The organism is Halobacteriovorax sp. RT-2-6, assembly GCF_047085025.1.
Taxonomy (GTDB): domain Bacteria; phylum Bdellovibrionota; class Bacteriovoracia; order Bacteriovoracales; family Bacteriovoracaceae; genus Halobacteriovorax_A.
This window is the reverse complement of the sequence record NZ_JBKIYH010000002.1, coordinates 766,879-783,964: the sequence shown is the minus strand read 5'-3', so window position 1 is coordinate 783,964 and position 17,086 is coordinate 766,879. Positions and strand designations below refer to the sequence as shown.

Here is a 17,086-nt window from a genome sequence, read left to right as displayed (position 1 = left end):
CACCATGTAATACTGTAAGTAGCCAAAATTATTGATCTTTTGTCCCAGTTAGTTGGCACTGTGATTGCACTATATAGGGCATGAAACTAAAAAAGCTAATCTCATTCATTATTATTTCTCTTTGTTCATTCCAAATGGCGTTTGCTCAGACGATCGAAAATGCTCGATCTGTTGCAAGTGTTTATGACCTAGAGGAAGTTCTTTCAGAGCTTAGTGAAATTAAAAAGAATCTTCGTGGAAATGTTTCAAGTGATCTTTCTGAAGAAGAGCTTGGTCAAATTGCACAAGGCTTTCAAGCACAAAGTGCTCAAGAATCAGAAGGTGAAGCTGAGTTTCAAACTGAATTTATTACTTTTCTTGATTCAATCAAGAAGAATTCTTGTGGTGTAAAAGATTATCAAGATGAGCAAAGAGCACAAGAAGCAAAGAAAACTTCTCGTGGAGAAAACCTTTTTTCAAGCATTGCTTCTGTTCTTGCTGAAGTTGAAGTTGATGCAAAACTAAATCGTACTCAAAATAGAAAAATCGATACTTACTCTAAGCAAGCATTAAATTACTTCACAAGAGCGAAGTCACTTAAGACAAAGATCGAAGACATTATTAATAACACAAATGAAGCTTATGCTGATAAAGAGCAGCTTCTACTTGCTTATAATGATTCAGTTGTTAAGGGCCTATATGATATTAAGGTTATCCTTTCTCCTTTTAGAAATGTGTCTGAAATCAAAATGGATCAAATTCTTCCAAAGTTAACGACTGACTTTATTGAAGAAGAAACTGAGCTTTATAATTTTCTTGTTCACGGTGAAATGAAAGATAAGATTTTCTTCACTGTAAATATTGATGGAAGTGATGTTGAACTAAAGCTTAATTCATTTTTAAATTCTAAAAGAGATGTTGTAACAGTCAATGAATCTCCAAGTGCAAAGAGTTATCTACGTGCTTTAAGAATTCTAACGATTCAAATGATGGCAACTCAAATTAAAAACTACGACCTAATGATAGAATCTAAAGAAGATAAGATCGTGATTCCTAAGAGCTGTCGTAGTGAAGTTAATGGTTCATGGCCACAACTTTTAGAACTAAAAGTTGATGAATCAGTTGCAAAAACTTACCTAGATAACCTTATTAATAACTCTGGCCTTTCATATGATGAATCTAACCTTGAGCTTATGAGCGTTAGAGAGGCTGAGCAACTTAATCCTTTAGCTGAAACAATGGTTGCTTCAACTACTGTTGAAAATTTTCTAAGAGCGGCAAAGGGAAAAGAAGCTACAAACTTCTATCAAAAATATTTGAAAGCAGGTTTTGATGAAGTTAATGCATACAATAAGTTTGTTGATATGAAGATGGGTGAGATCGCTCAAGCCTATAAGAAAAATATCTACTCTTATAAAAGAGGTACAAGAACGCAAACTTCTAAGCAAGTAACAACAAAAGATATTGGCCTTATCAATGATATTATTGGTGTTGTTCCAGAATCGAAGACTATTGAAGTTGATATTTACGAAGGTGACCAGAAGTATGTTGAAAATATTTATCCTTCAGCAATTAATGCTTCACCATACCTGGCCTCTAAAATGGCACAAGCTAGAACTGAGAATTTAGAAGATATTATTAGTGATTCAATTAAAAATGAATTAAAGAACAATAAAGTTGTAATTGAGTTTCCTTCTCTCTATTCTCAAGAGTCATACCGTAACTGGGGACTAAATACTCTTTATCATAAAGCTCTTGAGCTTCAAGATTCACAAGAGTTTAAGGTTGGTTCTCGTCACAATACAATGCTTTTTGGTTTTTGTTACAGAAATCCAGCTCAGATTTGTAAGGGACTTTCAAGAAAAGATAATGTTCTAAAGAGAGTTGTAAGCTATATTGACTCTTTAAAGATTGATGGAAAATTCATTCCTGTTGCACGCCTTGATCAATCAAAAGTTAAAGAGAGTTATGTTACTCTTGCTAAAGTATTTGATTACCTAAGAACTGGTCCAAAAGTATTTTCTGAGCTTGTAACAAATGAATATGATTACTTACTTGACCAAATGCAGGCCCTTAATCCTCTTGCAAAGGTACGATTAGGATACTTAGTTGCTCGTGAAGAGCTGCAAAATATCAGAGATGGGCAGGTTAAGACATATAAGAAAACTTCTCGTGGAATGAGAGTAGATTATAGCTATAAATGTTTTAATAATAATATGAAGGCTTATCTTGAAAACCTTGAAGAGGCAGCTGAAATTCTTAAAGTAAACCGTAGCATCAAACCTAACTTTCTAACGAATGAGTTAAAGAAAGATGAATATGCGAGACTTTGGAACACAATCTTTGATGAGTTCAATAAAGACACGACTCAGATCATGACTGCTGAACTTAACTCTGGAAAAAAAGCATTTGAGTTAATTGACTCTTTATCAAATAAAGTAACTCTAGATCGTAATCAAATTGAAGATGCTGCCAATGAGACAATTGATGGCCGTCTTCTATATCAAACAACTGAGGATATCAACGAGCGCTTACAAGAAGAAGATGTAGAGAAAGTAGCATTCTTTAAAGAAATCTTAGCTGCTAAGTCACACAAAGAAAGATCAGCAATTTTTGATTCTCGTCCAGATAGTATTGATATCTTCGATGACTATGAATTAGTACATAACTTTCTAAAGTTAAATATGGATCTTAAGACTCCTGTATACAAAGAAATCTTAAAAAGATCTGCACTTAAGCGTCAGCAAGATACTTATAAGAAGCTTAATAAATTCTGTCAGATCGATGAAGATGATATCGATAGTTTAAAAGAAAACTTTTATGCAACAGTTAAGATCCAAGATCAACTAAATCAACTACTAGGTATCCCAGCTGTACCTAAAGAGTTAATGGATAGAATGGATGACTGGAATAGCGACGAGAAGTGGGCAATGTTTAATGGTGTATTTGGCTTCCTTTTAGGTATGGGTGCCGTACTTGCTGCAGGTTCATGTACACTTGTAACTGGTGGCCTATGCGGTCTTGCTATTGCAAGTGCTGGTGCAGTTGGATTTGGTATGCAAGCAAATGCCATTCGCTTAGAAACAAAAGTAAAATTTCGTGCCGATAGAAGTGAGGAATACGTAGGTGAGATGGCCGAGCTTGGTTACACAGATTCAAACTCAACTGAAAACGTAGCAAAAGGATGGATGGCCGTAGCATTTGAAGTCATTGGAACGATTTCAATGATCTCAATTCTTACTAGAAGTGTTTCAGTTGGTTCTAAGATCTTTAAAGAATCTCTAAAAGCAATTGTTAAGAATCGCTCTCAACTTGGTATTAAAGAAGCCTTAAAGCAGTCTGGTAAAGATGCTTCGGTTATCGTAAATGAGTCAGAGGTTGAATTTGCAAAGCTAGTTCTTGGTCTTAAGAAATATAGTGATGTATTTAAGAAAATGCTTTCATCAAAGTCGATGGATGATATTGCTCAAAATCTAAGAAATCTTGATCTTGATGAAGAATTTGTCGAGAAAACTCTTAAAAAAATGGACCGTATTGAAGCTAATTACACTGCTGGGAAGCTTTCTCAAGCAAGCTATAACAAAGCAATTAAGAATATTGTTGCAAGTGTTGAAGAAGCAATTACTCGTTCACATGGTGGAATCTACCGTTATACTAGTGATGTTGCTGTTAATTTAAATTACTCTCAAGTAGATGAAGCACTTGGAAGTACAGTTTCAAAGCTATTTAATGGAAGTCCATTAGAGCTTAGACACTATATGGGAAGTTATGTGAAGAGACTTAACTCTACAACTTTCAGTAACTCTTCTAAGGCAGCTCGCTCTAAGCTAAGAGTGAGAAAAGCAGACCAAGGTCACTACATGAGAGGGACAAATTGGATCGTTCGCGCTTGGAATGAAAACACTGCAAACCTTGCTAAGAATCGTCGCCAATTCTTAAAGATTTATGATGAATTACAAAGACTTCCTGAAGCAGAGCTTGCTGATTATATTGCAAAGAATGCTGATACTCTAACTGAGATTTTTGTAAAGATTCCTCTTAGAAAGAGAGACTTTCCATACATGCTAATTCAAGGTGCTCCTCACACTGGTGGATTCTTTGGAAAAAGACTACCTGTGATTTCAGCAGTAGGAGAGGGTGTTCTTATGAGAAAGATCTTTACTGCTCGTGCAAGACTTATTTCAGAAGTTGCTCGTCGCTCAGCACGTGAAACTTTAGGAATGAAGAAAGTTCTTATGGCCGAAACAGTAGGAGATATTTACCGTGGACTTGAAGTTTCAGTTCTTGAAGCTCTTCCTAAGATGAGTAAGAAGGAAGTTACTGAAGTTGAAACGATGATTGCTACTGTTAAAGAAAAGGCTATCTCTGGAATCGTTAGAAACCTAGAGAATGACCGCGCAGCTGTTAAATTCATGAATAAGTATAATGTAAGCTTTGATGGATTAACTCCAGAACAAACATTTAGTGAACTTAATAGAATTCTTTATTCTCCAAATGGAACAGTTGAGAATACTCTTTCACGCTATCTATGGGCAAGTGCAGATGTTGAAGGACTATTTAAGTCTCCAGAGTTTTCAGGATTAGCCTATAAAGTTATGAGAGATACAATGAAAGAAGAAAATATTGGAAGCTTACAACGCTACCTAAATGCTCTCAAAGTTCTAAAGATAAAGGACAATGGATCACTTGGTAGCGTCGAAATTTTTTAATTATTTAGAAAAACACTTAGTATCAGGATCTCTTAAATATTCAATTAATGCCAGCTTCTTTTGACGAGTTGCTGGTGTTCTCGCTTCATCAGCTTCTCTTTGAAGTACATCAAAGAATGCATCCATCGTACCTTTTTTAGTCTCTTTCATTTCATCAGAAGTTGCTTTAAGAAGACGAGTTAACTCCGTCATTTCTGCATCGCTGAATCCACTTGATAGAAACGAATAGAACTTATGTCCATTTGTATTGCTAAATAGGTCAACCTTTCCACCACTAACTGAAACATCTCTAATTGCAGAGATTAGATCTTTCTGCACTGGTGAACCTACTTTTTCGGCAGTTAAGAAATATAGTAATGATTCTTCATCCGTTGCATTTAACATTGGTGTACGGCTTGACCATTTTTGTGTCTTTACGGCAGAGTTTATCTGACGAGACATTTTTACTGGTGAGCTATAACGAGACATCACTTTAAAAATTCTTTGAGAATAATCATCTTTCATTTCAGATAAAACAAAGTTGAAACCAGCATCAGATAAATTTTTGTTCACACAAGGTGCACATGAAAGGATACCACTTTTGTTATACCCATAACGTTGTGATAGGTAGACAAAGTTATTGATAGCATTTTTGATTTCCTCTGGAGACGCGGAATCTTTTGTAAATACTTCTTCCATTCTCTGAAAACGGGCCTTGTCCTGCGATCCCGAAACCATCATCTTAAGGGTATTCATACTAAAGTCTTCTTTCTTTCCAGTGTGAGAAAGATCCTTCATTGCCAATTCAATATTATTCGCAACAACAGACCTCACTTCTTGGTCTGCGATTCCACTCTTAATCAAAAGCTCATCTAGGCCGTGACCTGCTGACTTAAATACACTGAATACCGAACCAAATGACAACTGGCTCGTAAGCATTAGGAATACTATTTTTGATGATAATTTCATTCAAACCCTCTTCTGATAATTTCTTAACTAAAATATCGGCTAATTTTGATCAAATATTTAGTAAGATGCTACGTGTCGGTGGGGAGAATCCTCAAAATACGAAGGAAATCAGGATGTTATGAAGATGAACAATCCTTGAATTAAGAGAATCGCTTGGGTACAATGACGCCTCACTTTGGGGAACGTATTATGGTAAACTTATTTAAGGTATTAGTTTTATCTACTTTTTTACTGCCAAATTTGGCCGTAGCAAGTATCGATGGAGCAACAGAATCTGAAATTGAAACCTGTCGTCGTCTAAGAACTTTCCTCGCTGGTGGCGTTGGTGAAGTTGAGTGCCAAACTGAATATCAAATCTATTCTAAATTCGTTGGAAATTATAATCGTCAAAGAGTTAAGAAAGAGTCCAAGCAAGTTCGCATTGGCGCTTTTAATTTATTTAAGCCAGGTGCAACTCAAACTGAATACAAAGATCACGAGTTAGTGGCAGAGATAATTAATCATTGGGATGTTGTTGCTGCTGTTGAGTTAACTTCAAATAATGGCCTTAGTAAAAGACACAATGATGCAATTGTTGAGTATTATACAAATCGTCTTGCTGAGCTTGAAACAACTAACGCAGATGTAAATGCACTAACAACAAGAAATGAACTTGCTCTAATTCGCGAGCAATACGATTTTCCTGGATATATTCTTCTTTTAAAAGAGCTTCAGAAACTTGATTCTTCTTGGTCACTTGTTCTATCTGGTAAACAAGAGGGAAGTGAGAATGCTACAGTAAAGGAGCTAACAGGTTACTACTATAGAAGTAGTGTTGTTGAGCTAAAGAAGACGGATTACTGCAGCGATCGTTACGGCCGTAATGGTAAATTTGGTTGTCTTCCAGTTTTAGATGAAAAGACATTTGGACGTGATGTTGATGGTCTTTTTTCACGTAGGCCTTTTATCTCGACATTTGAATCAGGGGAGTTTGATTTCACTCTTCTTTCAACTCACGTCATTCACAATGCTCCATCAGATGAAGCACTTCAAAAGAAGATTTTGAATAATGTTTTTGGTGTTGATGACTATAAAGATATTGGTCCAGGTGTAACACAACTTAAATACGCTCGTTTTGCGGAAGTAAGACTAATGGCAGAATTTGTTGATTACCTAAGAAAGTCTTACTATGAGCAAGACTATATTATTTTAGGTGACTTTAATTTAGAAAGTTCAAATAATTACTGGGAAACCTTCTTCAAGGATTTTAATAATCTTGAAATTAGAATTGAGGGAGCAACTTCAATGGCCGTTGGTAAGAGTCTTTCTGATGGGACGATCACTCATGGGACAAAGAGTAACTATGACCACTTTCTATTTGATCCTAAAGAAACGACAAATTGCCAAGGTGATGGAGCTGCTAAAATCTTTAACTTCATTGAAGGTGATTTTTCTCGTCTAATTAATAGAAGATACCTAATTCGTTCAAATGCAATGTACTACTCAACAACAAGAGAAAAAGATATGTACCGTCTAAAAGCAGGCGGACGTGAAAAAGTTGAATCACTTGTTAGTAATTATGTACGTTCAATTGAAAATAAAATGACAGTTAAAAGCGGTCAGCTGGTTAAAAGATTTGATATCGAAGAAAGCAAGCAAGAGTTCTACGATCGCGTGATCGATTCTCAGTTATTTGATAAGACTTATTACAGCTATCTAAAAGAGGTAATAAGTGATCACTTACCAATCTACATGAATTGCTCAAATCAATACGACAACGACTAAGTTTATCAGTGCTTAGGCATTGGTCGAATTTGGGGAACAACGAAATAGAAAGCCTCCGTATGGAGGCTTTTTTATTACCTAAATGCTTAAAAATACATTGTTTTGGGCCGTATTTATCCTGAACGGCCTATGAAATATGTTCACAATAGAAGATATTTAGCCTTATTCGTTCTAAGATCAATTTATTAATCAACTTAATGAAAGGTTTTACTATGAGCAAAGCTAAAGAACTTATTTGTATGACAGCGCTACTAATGGGGCTGACTTCTTGTCAAAATGACAGTGCAACTATTGAGAAAGTAGTCGAGGCAAGTAGTAGTAATATCATCATCGGAAATGATGATCGAAGATCAACGATCGATAATTTAAATAAAACTTTCTATCGAAAAGTTGGCCAGTTAAGGTCTGATCTGAAGCTTGGAAACTCTGGAATTAAAAAAACTGCAACATGTAGCGCGACACTTATAAAAAATAAATTTGTTATTACAGCAGCTCACTGTGTATACCTCTCAGATACAAGTAACTTACTTAAGAATACATACTTTTATCCAGGGATCGATGGTGTCGATAATTTTGATAGCGGACGTTATCCAGTTGTTCGTGTCTATCATCCTGAACTTTATGATAATGAGAGTTTTTCTTCTTCTGAAGATATTGCAATACTTGAACTTGGTGCTGGCAGTGATGGACAACACGCAGGGCAAAGAGTTGGAACGCATGGCTACTGGGGAACAGAGTCATTCCCAAATGGTGAAACACTAACAATCGGCTATCCTGGAGATAAGCCGAGTGCAAAACAATTTTATGAAACAGGTTGTGATATCACTAATAGTAATTATAACCATCTTTCTTTAAATGTAGAATGTGATGTTTTTAAAGGACAAAGTGGTTCTCCAATTTTTGTCTACAACTCAGAATACGATAATTTCTTTATTCATGGGGTAATCACTAGTGAGAGTCCTAGAATGAACTTTGGAAGTTTCCTATCTAAAGAAAGACAAAAAATCATTAATACAATTTTTGATGGAAGCTTTTCGACGAGTAATGAATTTGAAGAAAAGTGGATAACAAAGAAAATTGAACAGGATCTGCTAGTTCGCATCCTTGTTAAAAATACTTGTAAGAGTAATGAGGCGAGAGTCGCTTTAAAATATAAGAATATTGAGAATGAGTGGAATACAGTAGGTTTCTATACTGTTGGTGCAGGAGAAACAAAAGAACTTGCAGTAAGTCCAAACGGAGTTTTCTACTTAGCTGCTAAGAACAGAAGCTGGAAGTCAATTATCAGCGGTTCTTACTCATTTGATTTACCAAATAGTGGAGCCCAGAAATTTAATAAGTATTCAACTCAAAAGTATGGGGACTACGTTGTAACAGTACCGTGTTACTAATATCGAGTGACTTAAAGAACAAAGAAGTATGCCTTAGCACTAATAGCTATTGGCCTCAATAAAAAATACTTTTAATAGCATTTCATGTACCCTACAATAAATTAAGTTTTAATTTACTTAAGGGTTTATTTTGAGAAATCTTCTTACTTTATGCTTACTTGTCTTAATTTTATCGTCATGCACAGAGAGTGACATCGTTGTAGGTGTAGATGTTAATCCTCTGGAGAGCCTCTCTGTTGAAGAAGCATTCTATGCTCAGGCCATAGGTACTTGTACAAATAATACTCGCCAGCATAGGGCCTTGATGTTTACTGGAATTCTTTCAAGAGAAATCGCGGGAGAGCGCTACGTGGCCGAGGTAAAGATTATTCTTGATCGGAATGCAAAGACCTATGACATGATCTATTCGGAATATCCATTTCCGGCCAATATAGACCAAACAAACTTTACAACTAGTTTATCAAGTACATATGAAGTTGTGGAAAATACTATTGCTTTAAATAACTTTGCTATTATTAAAGCAACTGTAGAAAATGATAAAATTTCTCCTCTTATGGAAATCACAAATGACATTCGAAGTATTATTGATACTAGAGCTATTGTAGGACGTGCGAAGTTCTATTCAGATGATGATATTGTTAATGAGTGCTTGTAGATTTTTCTTTTCGTTTTATTCTTCAACTTTCCCATTGCTCCAGAGGCAACAGTCAGCTCCGGCTCCTGCCTCTCGCTGACATACAATTCATCCTTAACATAAAAGCCTGCATAAACGCAGGCTTGTTGAATTTGTTTTCTAGCTAAAGTGTAGGGGAGCTATAACAGCGTCAAATCTTAGCTTCGCTAAGATGCCGCAGTTATTTTAATTCTACCTTAGGGAAAAGTGCTTCCGGCGGTTGAGGCGTATAAGTCGCCTTACCAAACTCCATTAACTCAGATCCATTTACGCTTGAACCAATATATTCAAGAGCAGTCTTTGTACAGTTTGGTAGGAAGGCCTGTAGCATATAAGATGCTGCGGCCATTCCGTAGAAACAGTTATAAGCGATTGGAGCAAATGCTGCTTCATCAGCCTTGTGCTTCCAAGGCTCTTTGTCGTTAACGTAAACGTTGAGGCTAACGATTAGATCCCAAATAGCATCAATTGCTTTATTGTGCTCACGCTTTTCCATGAACTCTTTAGCGCGCTCAAAATATGGAAGAGCATCGATCTCTTGAGTTACACCTTCAGCGTTATAAACTTTATCTGGGAAGCTCTTAAGACCTAGCTTGATAACTCTCATTAGAAGGTTACCGTAGTCATTTGCAAGTTCACTATTGTGTTTATCTACTAACTCTTGCTCAGAGAATTTTCCATCTCCTGAAGAAGAAATATTCTTTAGCATATAGTAACGGAAAGTATCCGTTGGATATTTTTCAAGCATCTCAAATGGATCAACAACATTTCCAAGAGACTTACTCATTTTCTTTCCGTCTTCAGCAAGTACCATTCCGTGAACGTAAACTTGTTTTGGAAGAGGAAGATCAGAAGCCTTTAGCATACATGGCCAGATTACAGAGTGGAACCAAAGAATATCTTTTCCAATTACGTGCATATCTGCTGGCCAAAACTTTTCTCTCTGGTCTGTAGTAAGAGCAGAGTAGTAGTTAATTAAGGCATCAAACCAAGTATACATAACAAATTTGTCATGACCTGGAACTGGAACACCCCAGCCTTGGCTTGGACGAGAGATGGCAAGGTCTCTTAGATCGTCATTTTCAAGGCGAGAGAGGATTTCTTTGTAGCGTGCAGTTGGCACGATAAAGTCTGGATTTGCTTTTAGGTGATCGATAATCCAGTTTTGGTATTCACTTAGCTTAAAGAAGAAACCTTCTTCTTCTTTTAGTTCAAGTGGCTTGTGGTGTTCTGGACAATTGCCATCTGGCGCTTGTGCTTCTGTATAAAAAGACTCACATGAAAGACAGTAATTACCAGAGTAGTGACCGTGGTAAATCAGTCCTTTGCTTTCTAGGTTTTTCCATAGTTCAACACATGTATCAGCATGACGCTTTTCAGTTGTTCTAATGAAATCATCGTATTGGATATTTGCTTTAGCACATAGTTCTTTGAAGATCTCAACATTGGCATTTACGAACTCAAGTGTATCAAGTCCAGCGGCTTTTGCTGATTCAATTAGTTTTTGTCCGTTCTCATCAGTTCCTGTTAGGTAGTGAACTTCTTTTCCAAGAAGTTTATACCAACGAGCGTATGAGTCAGTTACGATCTTCTCATAGGCATGGCCAATATGTGGACGCCCATTAGGGTAGTCAATTGCAGTCGTCGTATAAAATGTATTTTTCATAATTATCCTTTTACAACAATATTACAAATTCTACCTGGTACGTAGATTTCTTTTACAATAGTTCCTGTTAGGAATTTCGCAACTTTCTCATCAGCTTTCGCTTGAGCTAGAAAGTCTTCTTTTGAAATATCTGCTGGAACATCAATTGTTGATCTCGTCTTACCATTTACTTGGATGGCCATTGTGATGAGGTCATCTTTTGCAAGGTCAGCATCAAATACTGGCCAAGCTGCAAGTGAACAAGAAGTCGTCTCACCTAGGTTTGCCCACATCTCTTCAGCAGCGTGTGGTGCAAATGGAGAAAGAAGTCTTGTGAAGGCCTTAGCTGTCTCAACAGAAACCTTGCCAAGCTTGATAACTTCATTATTCATTACCATCATTGCTGAGATAGCTGTGTTAAAACGTAGGTTCTCAACATCTTCAGTAACTTTCTTAATTGTCTTATGTAGGTGCTTTAGAACGTCTTGGTTTGTTTCTTGACCTTCGTAAGTATTTTCTGGGTTACCGTAGAAAGTGAAAGACTTTCTTAGGAAGTTAAATACTCCTTTTACACCTTTCGTTTGCCATGGCTTAACTTTTTCAAGTGGCCCCATAAACATTTCATAAAGTCTTAGAGCATCGGCACCGTATTCAGCGATAATATCATCTGGGTTTACAGTGTTTCCTTTAGACTTACTCATCTTCTCACCGTGCTCATCTAGGATAAGACCTTGGTTGAAAAGTTTTTGGAATGGCTCTTTTGTTGAAACTAGTCCTAGATCAAAAAGAACCTTGTGCCAGAAACGAGCATAAAGTAAGTGTAGAACTGCGTGCTCAACACCACCAACATATAAATCTACTGGCATCCAGTATTCTTCTAATTGTTTATCCCATGCAACTTCAGAGTTTTGTGGATCGATGAAGCGTAGGTAGTACCAACAAGAACCTGCCCACTGAGGCATCGTGTTTGTTTCACGTCTTGCTTTCTTTCCTGTCTTTGGATCAGTTAGGTATAACCAGTCATCAATACGTGCAAGTGGAGATTCACCAGTTCCAGATGGCTCATATTTTTCAACTTCTGGAAGACCAACTGGAAGCTCATCTTCATCAAGGCATCTTACTGTTCCATCTTCAAATTTAAGAATTGGGAATGGTTCCCCCCAGTATCTTTGGCGAGAGAATAACCAGTCACGAAGTTTGTAGTTAATTTCTTTTTTTCCAATTCCTTCAGCTTCAAGGTGAGCGATTGCTTTTGCGATACCGTCTGCCTTATTAAGCCCATCAAGGAAACCTGAATTAATATGAGTTCCGTCACCTGTGAATGCAGCTTCATTTACATCGCCACCTTCAAGTACTGGAGTAATTTCTAGGTCGTACTTCTTAGCAAATTCCCAGTCTCTTTCATCGTGAGCAGGAACGGCCATGATCGCACCAGTTCCGTACGAGATTAGTACATAGTCTGCAATCCAAACTGGAATCTCTTTTCCATTAAGTGGGTTGATTGCATAGGCTCCAGTGAATACACCAGATTTATTTTTGTTTAAGTCTGTTCGATCAAGATCTGACTTAAGAGATGCTTCTTTAATATAAGCTTCTACTTCAGCTTTCTTCTCATCTGTCGTAATTTGAGCAACTAGGTCGTGTTCAGGAGCTAGAACCATATATGTTGCACCAAATAGAGTATCTGGACGAGTTGTGAAAACATCAATTTTCGAATCAACACCTTTTACAGAAAAAGAAACTTGGGCACCTTCAGAGCGTCCAATCCAATTTCTTTGCAGCTCTTTAAGAGACTCTGGCCAATCAAGATCATCAAGGTCTTCTAAAAGACGATCAGCGTATTCAGTGATTTTTAACATCCACTGCTTCATTGGCTTTCTGATTACAGGGTGTCCACCAACTTCAGATTTACCATCGATTACTTCTTCGTTAGCTAAAACTGTTTTTAGCTCTGGACACCAGTTAACAGAGATCTCGTCTTCAAATGCTAAACCTTTATTGTAAAGTTGAGTGAAGATCCATTGAGTCCACTTATAGTAGTCAATACTTGATGTTGCGATCTCACGATCCCAATCATAAGAAAATCCACAGGCCTTTAGTTGTCTTGTGAAATTTCCAATATTTTCTTTTGTGATCACACTTGGGTGTGTTCCAGTTTTGATTGCATAGTTTTCTGCAGGAAGCCCAAAAGAATCCCATCCCATTGGATGAAGAACATTATGTCCGTTCATTCTCTTGAAACGTGCAAGAATATCTGTTGCTGTATAACCTTCAACGTGACCTACGTGAAGTCCTGCTCCAGAAGGGTATGGAAACATGTCCAATACATAGTATTTAGGTTTTGATTTGTCTGTTGAGTCTGTTCTAAAAGTTTTGTTGTCGTCCCAAAACTTCTGCCATTTTGGTTCAATTTCACCAAAGTTGTACTGCATTAAAAGCTCCTGAATTTACTAGTAAAATATCAGGCCGAATTATAAACCCTATAATGTAGATCGTCTATTATGTGTGTCGCGTTAACTTGGGGATGCCCCGCTAAAGGAATTGCCAAAATAAGTCAGTGGATTTATACTTAAGCCATTAAAAGTAGATTAATTTTTTGAATGGAGAAACGATGTATCGTTTAGTGCTTTTTTCCCTAACGCTAGTAGGGCTAGTTCTTGTTATGAACCTATCGGGTTACCAGAGTGTTGAAGTCAACAATGAGAAATATAACTTTGAAAATGCAAAGAAAGCGCACGCTGCTCACTTAGTTGAAGTTGCGGAACTTGCTAAGAAGCACGCAGAAGTAACAGCACCTCCAAAAGTTAGTGATGAAGTTATCGAAGAGAAGACTCTTATTCCTCTAGATACTCCACAACTTGTTAGAGCAGATAAACTTTATAAGCAATGTATTGCATGTCACGCTAAAGATGGTTCAGGGAAAGCTGCAAATAAGGCACCAAGAATCGGTGGTCAAATGGAATGGTATATTGAGAAGCAACTTCTTGATATGAAATCAGGGGCCCGTGTTAACCAACAGATGTTAACGATTGTTAAAAAACTATCGACTGAAGATATTGCAGACCTAGCGGCTTACTTATCTAAGGTGCCATGGGGCGGAGTTAAAAACTAAAATTGAATATCGATAAGAAGCCGCTTTTAAGCGGCTTTTTTTTTGGGAGCAACCATGAGAATATTTTCACTTTTACTACTTTTGACGATTACTGCTTGTGCATCTAAACCAAAGCTTTATCCGAACTCAGCCTATCAAAGATACGGAAAGGTCCAAGCCGATCGCGATATTGAAATTTGCATGGCCAAGGCCGACGAGTTTCTTGAGAGTGATCGTGGAAGACAAATGGTTCGTGAAGGTGGAAAAGGTGCTGCGTGGGGTGCTATTGTAGGCGCTGTGGCAAGTGCAGTCTTTGGTGGTAATGCTGGTAAAGGTGCTGCTCAGGGGGCCGCAATTGGTGGTGCTAGTGGAGCCGCTTCAGCGGGGCTTAGTGAAGATCAGATCAAGCAACGTTTCGTAAACCGTTGTCTTGCGGAGAAAGGCTACGAAGTAATTGGGTGGAGATAAATGACTTTATATCGTTATAAAAATATTGAACCGACAATTGGAGAGGGATGCTTTATTGCAGACTCTGCTGATGTTATTGGTAAAGTTTTCTTGGGAAAGAATGTTTCTCTTTGGTTTAAAGTTGTGGCCCGTGGGGATGTGAACGAGATTCATATTGGCGACAATTGTAATATTCAAGATTTAACAATGCTTCATGTAGAAGATAATATTCCCCTAATCATTAAAGAAAACGTTAGTGTTGGTCATAGTGTGACTCTTCATGCTTGTACAGTCGAAGAAGGCTGCTTAATTGGTATGGGGGCGACCGTCTTAGATGGAGCAGTTATTGGGAAAAACTCAATTGTAGCTGCCGGAAGTGTTGTTCCTCCTGGTAAGGTATATCCTCCTGAGAGCTTTATTATCGGAACGCCTGCTGTGGTTAAAAGGAAGCTTACTCCACAAGAAGTAGAGCAGTATAGTAACCACTATAAATCGTACTTAATAACAAAAGATGAGTATTTAAACGAAGTCGAAGTTATTTGCTAAGCTTTAATAGATTGAAGACTTTATCAACAAGGTCATCTCTTGAGAAAGGCTTAACAAGAACATTTGTTACTCCTGAATTGATTACACTCACCATTGATCGGTTATCTAAGAATCCTGAAATAAGAAGGTATTTCATCTTCTGATACTTCATCGACTTACTTGCTATATCAATGAAGTAAGTTCCATCTTTATCAGGTAATTTGTAATCAATAATAACTAGATCGAAATCTTCATTTCTTAGTTTTAATAAAGCAACACTTACAGAGTCGGCCGTGACAATATTTCTAAAAGCACCAGTTTGCTCCAGAAACGTTTTTATTAAAAAGCAAATCTTATCTTCATCATCTACGATGAGAATAGAAGGTTTTTTAGGTGTAAGTGAATTCTTAGAAGGGGACATGGCCATTAGTCCTGCTCCTCATTTTTAATACCAAGCATATTTAATATATCTTCTCTATTAAAAGGCTTCTCAATAAAGCCTTTAATCTCTTTATGATTATCAAATTTTGATTTATCCGCTACTCCTGACATTACGAAAGTAGGGGTATTGAGACCATTTTTTATGATATCTTTGGCAAACTCAACACCATTCATATTTGGCATATCATAATCAGTGATTATGGCATCAACATCAGTACCTTCTAAGATTCTTTTTGCTTCAATAGCACTTGATGCAAAGATCAAAGTAATAGGTCCTTTTGCAAAAAAGTTCGTAAAAAGATTTAAGATCTTTGGTTCATTATCAATGATTAAAACTTTTTGGAAGCTATGGTTTACACTAAGTTCACTATCCGTAAAAGTTGTCGTTTCCATTTTCGGAAGAGTGATTTGAAACTCACATCCAGTTTTTGTATCAATTAATTCAAGTGATCCCGAATATGAATCAATGATTTTAGAAGAAATTGAAAGTCCAAGACCTGTTCCTTCTCCTACCTCTTTCGTGGTAAAGAATGAATCAAATATCTTTCCTCGATTTTCTTCAGGAATACCTCTTCCATTATCTTTAACTGTAATGATGTAGCAGACATCATTGCTGGAGATTGAAAGTGAAATTTTTGGATCTTTAGTATTTGCCTCACCCAGAGCGTGAATTGCGTTGGTAACTAAATTGATAATAACCTGTTCTATCTCGATAGGATTAACTTTAACGATCGAAGATGTGTTTACATTAAAATCAAGAGATATCTGATTCTGCTCTAATGGTAGTTTCAGTAGGGTAAGAGACTTATTGATAATATCTTCAAGGGTAATAAACTTCTTATCACTCTCTCTATTATGAAGAAAGCTCTTTAAGCCTTTGACGATTTTAGTGATACGATCAATTGACTCACGAGTATCACTAATACTTTCGTGGATAATATCATTTTCTTTTAATTCTTCTCCGGCCAAAAGAACACTAATTAATTCAATATTTCCTGAAGCAATAGTAAGTGGATTTGAAATCTCATGGGAAATCGTTGCTGTAATTTCCCCAATTGTACTTAACTTATCAGCTTGAATAATTTGATTGTGAATTTGCTTCAGCTCTTCAATTTGATAACGATACTTCGTGTAGAGATTTTTCTCGATACTGATGTCGTTAAAACAAATTACTTTCTCGTTGTTGTCACTTTCAATTGCTTTGATAATAACGTGATAGAAGGTTTGATCTTCTAAGAAAATCTCTACTTCTGGCCCTACCTTTACATCATTCATATCTTCAAGAAAATCTTCAATATCAAAGCCGGTAAATAGGGTGCTAAGCTTTGGCGATTTTTTTAAAACTCTTGGCGACTTTTTGAAAAATGAAGCAAAGAAGTGATTATAATAAACTATCTCATTGTCATTATTTATGACACAGATTGGTTCAAAAATGGAGTCGTATAATTCGTATTTTGCCATCAGTTACATCTT

General features: G+C 36.8%; 12 protein-coding genes. 7 read left to right on the top strand and 5 right to left on the bottom strand.

Features of this window, described 5'->3' with window-relative positions; translation table 11 throughout:
• Window positions 1-80 precede the first annotated feature (80 nt).
• Window positions 81-4,688 (top strand): hypothetical protein, encoded by a 4,608-nt coding sequence (locus ACMAYS_RS12240; protein WP_412463397.1) that lies wholly within the window; start codon window positions 81-83, stop codon window positions 4,686-4,688.
• On the opposite strand, the gene ACMAYS_RS12235 is transcribed toward ACMAYS_RS12240, so the two are convergent.
• Window positions 4,689-5,636, bottom strand: a complete 948-nt coding sequence (locus ACMAYS_RS12235; protein WP_103217895.1) for a hypothetical protein — start codon at window positions 5,634-5,636, stop codon at window positions 4,689-4,691. It abuts the gene before it with no gap.
• Window positions 5,637-5,825: 189 nt separating this feature from the next.
• Here ACMAYS_RS12235 and ACMAYS_RS12230 point away from each other — a divergent pair, with 189 nt between their 5' ends.
• The 3 genes from ACMAYS_RS12230 (at window position 5,826) to ACMAYS_RS12220 (ending at window position 9,446) form a co-directional block, all read left to right on the top strand.
• Window positions 5,826-7,400 carry a hypothetical protein gene (locus tag ACMAYS_RS12230; protein WP_412463396.1) on the top strand — a complete coding sequence of 525 codons (1,575 nt, stop codon included), beginning with the start codon at window positions 5,826-5,828 and terminating at the stop codon, window positions 7,398-7,400.
• A 212-nt stretch (window positions 7,401-7,612) separates the two neighbouring features.
• On the top strand, window positions 7,613-8,791 hold the full coding sequence (locus ACMAYS_RS12225) for a trypsin-like serine peptidase (protein WP_412463395.1): 1,179 nt from the start codon (window positions 7,613-7,615) through the stop codon (window positions 8,789-8,791).
• 130 nt (window positions 8,792-8,921) lie between these two features.
• A complete protein-coding gene (locus ACMAYS_RS12220; protein ID WP_412463394.1) occupies window positions 8,922-9,446 on the top strand; it encodes a hypothetical protein in 525 nt (174 codons plus the stop codon).
• Window positions 9,447-9,645: 199 nt separating this feature from the next.
• Here the strand turns inward: ACMAYS_RS12220 and metG are convergent, their stop codons facing one another.
• The gene (metG, locus tag ACMAYS_RS12215) at window positions 9,646-11,130 is read right to left on the bottom strand and encodes a methionine--tRNA ligase (RefSeq protein ID WP_103217899.1); all 1,485 of its coding nucleotides are present in this window, start codon (window positions 11,128-11,130) and stop codon (window positions 9,646-9,648) included.
• 2 nt (window positions 11,131-11,132) lie between these two features.
• The gene (gene leuS / locus ACMAYS_RS12210) at window positions 11,133-13,541 is read right to left on the bottom strand and encodes a leucine--tRNA ligase (RefSeq protein WP_103217900.1); all 2,409 of its coding nucleotides are present in this window, start codon (window positions 13,539-13,541) and stop codon (window positions 11,133-11,135) included.
• A gap of 179 nt (window positions 13,542-13,720) precedes the next feature.
• On the opposite strand from leuS, the gene ACMAYS_RS12205 reads away from it, so the two are divergent.
• The 3 genes from ACMAYS_RS12205 to ACMAYS_RS12195 are packed head-to-tail and all read left to right on the top strand — an operon-like array spanning window position 13,721 to window position 15,193.
• Window positions 13,721-14,221 (top strand): c-type cytochrome, encoded by a 501-nt coding sequence (locus tag ACMAYS_RS12205; protein ID WP_103217901.1) that lies wholly within the window; start codon window positions 13,721-13,723, stop codon window positions 14,219-14,221.
• A 54-nt stretch (window positions 14,222-14,275) separates the two neighbouring features.
• Window positions 14,276-14,668 carry a cell envelope biogenesis protein OmpA gene (locus ACMAYS_RS12200; RefSeq protein WP_103217902.1) on the top strand — a complete coding sequence of 131 codons (393 nt, stop codon included), beginning with the start codon at window positions 14,276-14,278 and terminating at the stop codon, window positions 14,666-14,668.
• A complete protein-coding gene (locus ACMAYS_RS12195; protein WP_103217903.1) occupies window positions 14,669-15,193 on the top strand; it encodes a gamma carbonic anhydrase family protein in 525 nt (174 codons plus the stop codon). It abuts the gene before it with no gap.
• Here the strand turns inward: ACMAYS_RS12195 and ACMAYS_RS12190 are convergent.
• Entirely contained in the window at window positions 15,183-15,599 is a 417-nt protein-coding gene (locus ACMAYS_RS12190) for a response regulator (protein WP_103217904.1), read from the bottom strand. The two genes, ACMAYS_RS12195 and ACMAYS_RS12190, sit on opposite strands and share 11 nt — an antisense overlap.
• On the bottom strand, window positions 15,599-17,074 hold the full coding sequence (locus tag ACMAYS_RS12185) for an ATP-binding protein (RefSeq protein ID WP_103217905.1): 1,476 nt from the start codon (window positions 17,072-17,074) through the stop codon (window positions 15,599-15,601). Before ACMAYS_RS12185 ends, ACMAYS_RS12190 begins: the two co-directional genes overlap by 1 nt.
• Between the last annotated feature and the right edge of the window lie 12 nt (window positions 17,075-17,086).

What these genes read in the sequence shown, in the direction of transcription:
- ACMAYS_RS12190 (WP_103217904.1), bottom strand. Translation starts at nt 15,599, where the DNA reads ATGGCCATGTCCCCTTCTAAGAATTCACTTACACCTAAAAAACCTTCT.
- ACMAYS_RS12230 (WP_412463396.1), top strand. Translation starts at nt 5,826, where the DNA reads ATGGTAAACTTATTTAAGGTATTAGTTTTATCTACTTTTTTACTGCCA.
- ACMAYS_RS12185 (WP_103217905.1), bottom strand. Translation starts at nt 17,074, where the DNA reads ATGGCAAAATACGAATTATACGACTCCATTTTTGAACCAATCTGTGTC.
- ACMAYS_RS12225 (WP_412463395.1), top strand. Translation starts at nt 7,613, where the DNA reads ATGAGCAAAGCTAAAGAACTTATTTGTATGACAGCGCTACTAATGGGG.
- ACMAYS_RS12240 (WP_412463397.1), top strand. Translation starts at nt 81, where the DNA reads ATGAAACTAAAAAAGCTAATCTCATTCATTATTATTTCTCTTTGTTCA.
- ACMAYS_RS12200 (WP_103217902.1), top strand. Translation starts at nt 14,276, where the DNA reads ATGAGAATATTTTCACTTTTACTACTTTTGACGATTACTGCTTGTGCA.
- ACMAYS_RS12235 (WP_103217895.1), bottom strand. Translation starts at nt 5,636, where the DNA reads ATGAAATTATCATCAAAAATAGTATTCCTAATGCTTACGAGCCAGTTG.
- metG (WP_103217899.1), bottom strand. Translation starts at nt 11,130, where the DNA reads ATGAAAAATACATTTTATACGACGACTGCAATTGACTACCCTAATGGG.
- ACMAYS_RS12205 (WP_103217901.1), top strand. Translation starts at nt 13,721, where the DNA reads ATGTATCGTTTAGTGCTTTTTTCCCTAACGCTAGTAGGGCTAGTTCTT.
- ACMAYS_RS12195 (WP_103217903.1), top strand. Translation starts at nt 14,669, where the DNA reads ATGACTTTATATCGTTATAAAAATATTGAACCGACAATTGGAGAGGGA.
- leuS (WP_103217900.1), bottom strand. Translation starts at nt 13,541, where the DNA reads ATGCAGTACAACTTTGGTGAAATTGAACCAAAATGGCAGAAGTTTTGG.